The 5,751-nt window shown below is 64.5% G+C and carries 6 protein-coding genes; all 6 read left to right on the top strand.

The annotated features are described in order from the left end of the window. On the top strand, positions 1–1,086 hold a 1,086-nt coding region (cmk, locus tag RMO40_RS21170; RefSeq protein WP_309725538.1), incomplete at its 5' end, for a (d)CMP kinase. A 126-nt stretch (positions 1,087–1,212) separates the two neighbouring features. Continuing rightward, positions 1,213–2,934 carry a 30S ribosomal protein S1 gene (gene rpsA, locus RMO40_RS21165; protein WP_309725537.1) on the top strand — a complete coding sequence of 574 codons (1,722 nt, stop codon included), beginning with the start codon at positions 1,213–1,215 and terminating at the stop codon, positions 2,932–2,934. Positions 2,935–2,948: 14 nt separating this feature from the next. After that, complete coding sequence (locus RMO40_RS21160) at positions 2,949–3,281, top strand: integration host factor subunit beta (RefSeq protein WP_309725536.1); 333 nt, start codon at positions 2,949–2,951, stop codon at positions 3,279–3,281. 63 nt (positions 3,282–3,344) lie between these two features. Beyond that, the gene (locus tag RMO40_RS21155; RefSeq protein ID WP_309725535.1) at positions 3,345–3,650 is read left to right on the top strand and encodes a LapA family protein; all 306 of its coding nucleotides are present in this window, start codon (positions 3,345–3,347) and stop codon (positions 3,648–3,650) included. Further along, a complete protein-coding gene (lapB, locus tag RMO40_RS21150) occupies positions 3,640–4,797 on the top strand; it encodes a lipopolysaccharide assembly protein LapB (protein ID WP_309725533.1) in 1,158 nt (385 codons plus the stop codon). The genes RMO40_RS21155 and lapB overlap by 11 nt, the downstream gene beginning before the upstream one ends. Further along, positions 4,797–5,735 carry a D-glycero-beta-D-manno-heptose-7-phosphate kinase gene (gene rfaE1, locus RMO40_RS21145; protein ID WP_309725531.1) on the top strand — a complete coding sequence of 313 codons (939 nt, stop codon included), beginning with the start codon at positions 4,797–4,799 and terminating at the stop codon, positions 5,733–5,735. Before lapB ends, rfaE1 begins: the two co-directional genes overlap by 1 nt. Positions 5,736–5,751 lie beyond the last annotated feature (16 nt).

Genomic DNA, 5,751 nt, shown 5'->3' with positions numbered 1-5,751 from the left:
TGGCTGGAAGTGAAACGCGGCCAATGGCCGTTGAAAGCCATCGAACTCGACTGCAACCACATCCCCGATGCGGCCATGACCCTGGCCGTGATGGCGCTCTACGCTGAGGGCACTACGCGGCTGACCCACATCGCCAGCTGGCGTGTCAAAGAAACCGACCGCATCGCGGCCATGGCCACCGAGTTGCGCAAACTCGGGGCCGAGGTGACAGAAGGGGCCGATTTCATCGAAGTCACGCCCCCGACGGCGTGGCGCGCTGCGTCCATCCACACCTACGACGACCACCGCATTGCGATGTGTTTCTCGCTGGCCGCCTTCAACCCGCCGGGGCTACCCGTTCGTGTCCTCGACCCACGCTGCGTCGGCAAGACCTTCCCCGACTACTTCGAAGCCCTGTTCAGCGTGGCGAAAACCAGCACCGCCCACATCCCCGTCATCACCATCGACGGCCCGACGGCCTCCGGCAAGGGCACCCTGGCCAGCGCGGTGGCACAGCGGCTGGGCTACCACTTCCTCGACTCGGGTGCGCTGTACCGCGCCACGGCGCTGGCCGCCATGCGCGCCGGCATCCCGGACACCGACGAAGCCGGCCTGGCCCGCATCGCCATGGGGCTTGAACTCAAGTTCGCCGACCAGCACATCTGGCTGGCGGGTGAAGAGGTGAGCGACCAGTTGCGCCGTGAAGACGTGGGCGCCCTGGCCTCCAAAGTCTCGGTCTGGCCCTCGGTGCGGGCGGCCCTGCTGGCGCTCCAGCTGGCGCACCGGCGCTTGCCAGGACTGGTGGCCGACGGGCGCGACATGGGCACGGTGATCTTCCCCGGCGCCAACCTCAAGGTGTTCGTGCTCGCCAGTGCCTCTGTGCGCGCCGAACGGCGACATAAGCAATTGATTTCTAAGGGAATTTCGTCTAATATCGATAGTCTGCGTGCCGATTTGGAGATGCGCGACGCGCGTGACCAGTCACGCAGCGTCTCACCCCTGAAAGCCGCAGAAGATGCGATGGTGCTGGACAACTCGGCGCTCACGGTCGACCAATGTGTCGCAGTGGTGCTGGATTGGTGGCAACACCGCCAGCCGTTCGGCTGAGTTCTTCTGCCAAAGAGAAGAACGTCCGAACAAGAGCCTGCTGCTCTCCCTCCTGTGCTGCATGCACGCCAGGGCAGCGGATTTCAAAACCTAACCCGCAACGCAAGTTGCACCCGGAAAAACCTCATGCCTCAAGCACAAACCGCCGCCCCCGCCGGGATGGAATCCTTTGCCGCGATGTTCGAAGAATCTCTGACCAAGTCAGAGATGCGAACCGGTGAAGTCATCACGGCCGAAGTCATTCGTGTCGAGCACAGCTTCGTGGTGGTCAACGCTGGCCTCAAGTCTGAAGCCTACGTTCCCATTGAAGAATTCAAGAACGACCAGGGTGAGCTCGAAGTTCAGCCTGGCGATTTCGTGTCAGTCGCAATCGACGCTGTCGAAAACGGCTACGGCGACACCATCCTGTCGCGCGACAAGGCCAAGCGCCTCGCTTCCTGGCTGTCGCTCGAAAACTCGCTCGACTCTGGCGAGTTCGTCACCGGCACCGTCAACGGCAAGGTCAAGGGCGGCCTGACCGTTCTTGTGAACGGCATCCGTGCCTTCCTGCCCGGCTCCCTGCTCGACACGCGCCCTGTCAAGGACATGAGCCCGTTCGAGGGCAAGACCATGGACTTCAAGGTCATCAAGCTCGACCGCAAGCGCAACAACGTCGTGTTGTCGCGCCGTGCTGTGGTTGAAGCCTCGATGGGCGAAGAGCGCAGCAAGCTGCTGAGCACCCTGTCCGAAGGCGCCATCGTCACCGGCGTGGTCAAGAACATCACCGAATACGGCGCGTTCGTCGACCTCGGCGGTATCGACGGCCTGCTGCACATCACCGACATGGCATGGCGCCGTGTCCGCCACCCGAGCGAAGTTGTTCAGGTCGGGCAAGAGCTGCAAGCCAAGGTTCTGAAGTTCGACGCCGAGAAGAACCGCGTCTCGCTGGGCATCAAGCAACTGGGTGACGACCCGTGGCACGGCGTGTCGCGTCGTTACCCGAACAGCACCCGCCTGTTCGGCAAGATCACCAACATCGCCGACTACGGCGCGTTCGTTGAAATCGAGCCGGGCATCGAAGGCCTGGTGCACGTGTCCGAAATGGACTGGACCAACAAGAACGTGGCTCCGAACAAGATCGTCTCGCTGGGCGACGAAGTCGAAGTCATGGTCCTCGAGATCGACGAAGACAAGCGCCGCATCAGCCTGGGCATGAAGCAGTGCAAGGCCAACCCGTGGGAAGAGTTCTCGGGCACCGTGCAGCGCGGCGACAAGGTCAAGGGCCCGGTCAAGTCGATCACCGACTTCGGCGTGTTCGTCGGCCTGGCTGCCGGCATCGACGGCCTGGTTCACCTGTCCGACCTGTCGTGGAACGAGCCGGGCGAAGCCGCGGTTCGCAACTACAAGAAGGGCCAGGAAGTCGAAGCGATCGTGCTGGCCGTCGACGTGGAACGCGAGCGCATCTCGCTGGGCATCAAGCAGCTCGACTCCGACCCGTTCACCGCCTACACCTCGGTCAACGACCGTGGCATGACGGTCTCGGGCAAGGTCAAGACGGTGGACGCCCGTGGCGCTGAAATCCAACTCACCGAAGACGTGACCGGCTACCTGCGCGCTTCTGAAATCAGCCGTGACCGCGTCGAAGACGCACGCAACGTGCTGAAAGAAGGCGACGAAGTCTCCTCGATCATCATCAACGTCGACCGCAAGACGCGTTCGATCCAGTTGTCGATCAAGGCCAAGGACAACGTCGACCAGCAAGAAGCCATGTCGCGCCTGTCGCAAAGCAACGAGCGCGAGACGGCTGGCACCACCAGCCTGGGCGCCTTGCTGCGCGCCAAGCTCGACAACAAGGGTGACGGCAACTAAGAGCGCAGACGGGAATGACGCGATCCGACCTCGTCGCGCGGCTGGCCGAACAATTCGGCCAGCTGACGCATCGCGACACCGAGTTCGCCGTCAAGACCATTCTCGATGCGATGTCCGACGCGCTGGCGCGCGGGCACCGCATCGAGATCCGCGGCTTCGGCAGCTTCTCGATCAACCGCCGGCCGCCGCGCATGGGCCGCAACCCCCGCTCCGGCGAGCAGGTGGTGATCCCCGAGAAGCTCGTTCCCCATTTCAAACCCGGCAAGGCCCTGCGTGAGGCAGTGGATGCGCGGGCGCTGATCGAAGACCCGGTTGCCGCGGCTGAAACGCCCGCGACAGGCACCTGAAGCAAGACGTTTTCACAGGCCGTCCAAGGGGCTGCTGACCCTAGAATCGGGTCCGGAGTCGTCATGCGAATTCTCATCTGGCTCGTTCGGGCCGCCCTCTTTTTTCTCTTGCTTGCGTTCGCGCTGAACAATCAGCACGAAGCCAGCCTCAAATGGTTCTTCGGCCAGGAATGGCGCACGCCCATGGTGTTTATCGTGCTGGGTGCGTTCACGCTGGGCTGCGTGTTTGGCGTGCTCGCGATGGTGCCGAGCTGGTGGCAGCACCGCCGCGCTGCGCGCAAGCAGCTGGCCAATGACGACACTGTCGACACCCTCAGCGTCGACACCCCCCCGCCCTCCGACGCCAAGCTGCTGCAACATGAACTTTGACCTGCAGTGGCTGTTGCTCGGCCTGCCCATCGCGTTTGCGCTCGGCTGGCTGGGCTCGCGCCTCGACCTGCGGCAATGGAAGCGCGAGCAACACGACTCGCCCAAGGCCTACTTCAAGGGCCTCAACCTGCTGCTGAACGAACAGCAGGACAAAGCCATCGACGCCTTCATCGAGGCCGTGCAACACGATCCCGACACCTCCGACCTGCACTTCGCACTCGGTAACCTGTTTCGCCGCCGTGGTGAATACGAACGTGCGGTTCGCGTGCACCAGCACCTGGTGAGCCGCGCCGACCTGCCACGCACCGAGCGCGACCGCGCACAGCACGCGCTGGCGCAAGACTTCATGAAAGCCGGCCTGTTCGACCGCGCTGAAGAGGCCTACAAGGCCCTCGAAGGCACGGCCTTCGACACCGAAGCCCGCCTCGCCCTGCTCACCCTGCATGAACGCTCACGCGACTGGCGCGCGGCCGTCGAGGTGGCGCAAAAGCTTGAACACAGCGGCACCGCGTCGTTCGCATCGCGCATCGCGCACTACTGGTGCGAAATCGCGCTCGAAGCCGACGCTCGCGAACACGTTGCGGAAGCCGACGAAGCCTTGCGCCAGGCCCGCGAGGCGGCGCCCAGCTCGCCGCGGCCCATCGTGCTGGCTGGGCAGCGGGCCCACAGTCGTGGCGAGCACGCCCAGGCCCTGAAGCTCTGGAGCGAGCTGCTGACCGCCCACCCCACCTCGTTCAATCTGGTGACACGCGACTACGCCGCCAGCGCGCTGGCCTGTGGTGAACAAGCGGCTGCACTGGAGCGCCTGCAATCGCTTTACCGCCGCACGCCCACGATGGACCTGCTGGCCGCCATCGCCACGCTCGACCCGGCGCCCGCTGCACAGCGCAGCCGCCTGTTGACCCATCTGCAAGAGCAACCCACGCTGTCGGCCGCGCAAGAGCTGCTGCGCCAGATGACGAGCGACGGCACGCCGTTGGACGCCAACGAAGTGCAAAGCCTGCGCACCGCCGTGAGCCGCGCCGCCAAGCCGCTGCAGCGCTACCGCTGCGCCGCCTGCGGCTTCGAAGCGCAGCATTATTTTTGGCAATGCCCGGGCTGCCTCAGCTGGGACAGCTACCCGCCGCAACGGCTGGAGGACTTGTGATGACCGCACAGAAGATCACCCGCGATCGCCTGGCCGCCGCGCGCGTGTTGGTGGTGGGCGACGCCATGCTCGACCGCTACTGGTTCGGCGCCGTCGAGCGCATCTCGCCCGAGGCCCCCGTGCCGGTGGTGCGCGTGAACCGCGAAGAAGAGCGCCTGGGTGGCGCCGCCAACGTGGCCTTGAACGTCAAGACATTGGGTGTGCAAACGACCCTGCTCACCGTGGTGGGTGAAGACGAGCCCGCACGCAAGCTGCAGCAACTGCTCGAACAAAAAGGCGTGAAGACCCTGCTGGGCCACGACCCGCAGCTCTACACCATCGTCAAGCTGCGTGTCATCGGCCGCTCCCAGCAGCTGATCCGTGTCGACTTCGAAAACACGCCGGACCACGAGATCCTGGCCGACATGTTGGGTGACTTCGAAACCGCCCTGCCCCAGCACGACGCCGTGCTGTTCTCCGACTACGGCAAGGGCGGGCTGGAGCACATTCCACGCATGATCGAGCTGGCTCGCAAGGCTGGCAAGCCGGTGTTGATCGACCCCAAGGGCAGCGACTACAACCGTTATGCCGGCGCCACCGTCATCACCCCCAACCGCGCCGAGCTGGCCCAGGTGATCGGCCCCTGGAGCAGCGAAGCCCAGTTGCAAGAGCGTGCCCAGGCGCTGCGCCAGAAGCTGGGCCTCGACAGCCTGGTGCTCACGCGCTCGGAGGAAGGCATGTCCTTGTTCGACGCGTCGGGCGAGACCCGTGTGCACGCCCAGGCGCGTGAGGTGTTCGACGTCACCGGCGCGGGGGACACCGTTATCGCCACCCTCGCTGCCATGCTGGCCTGCGGCCTGAGCCTCAGCGAGGCGCTGCCCATCGCCAACAAGGCTGGTGGCATCGCGGTGGGCAAGTTCGGCAACGCCACGCTCACCTTCGAGGAGCTGTTCGAATGAAAGTTGTCGTCACAGG

The organism is Rhizobacter sp. (assembly GCF_031412075.1).
Taxonomy (GTDB): Bacteria; Pseudomonadota; Gammaproteobacteria; order Burkholderiales; family Burkholderiaceae_C; genus Rhizobacter.
This window is presented reverse-complemented; position numbering and strand designations above follow the sequence as displayed.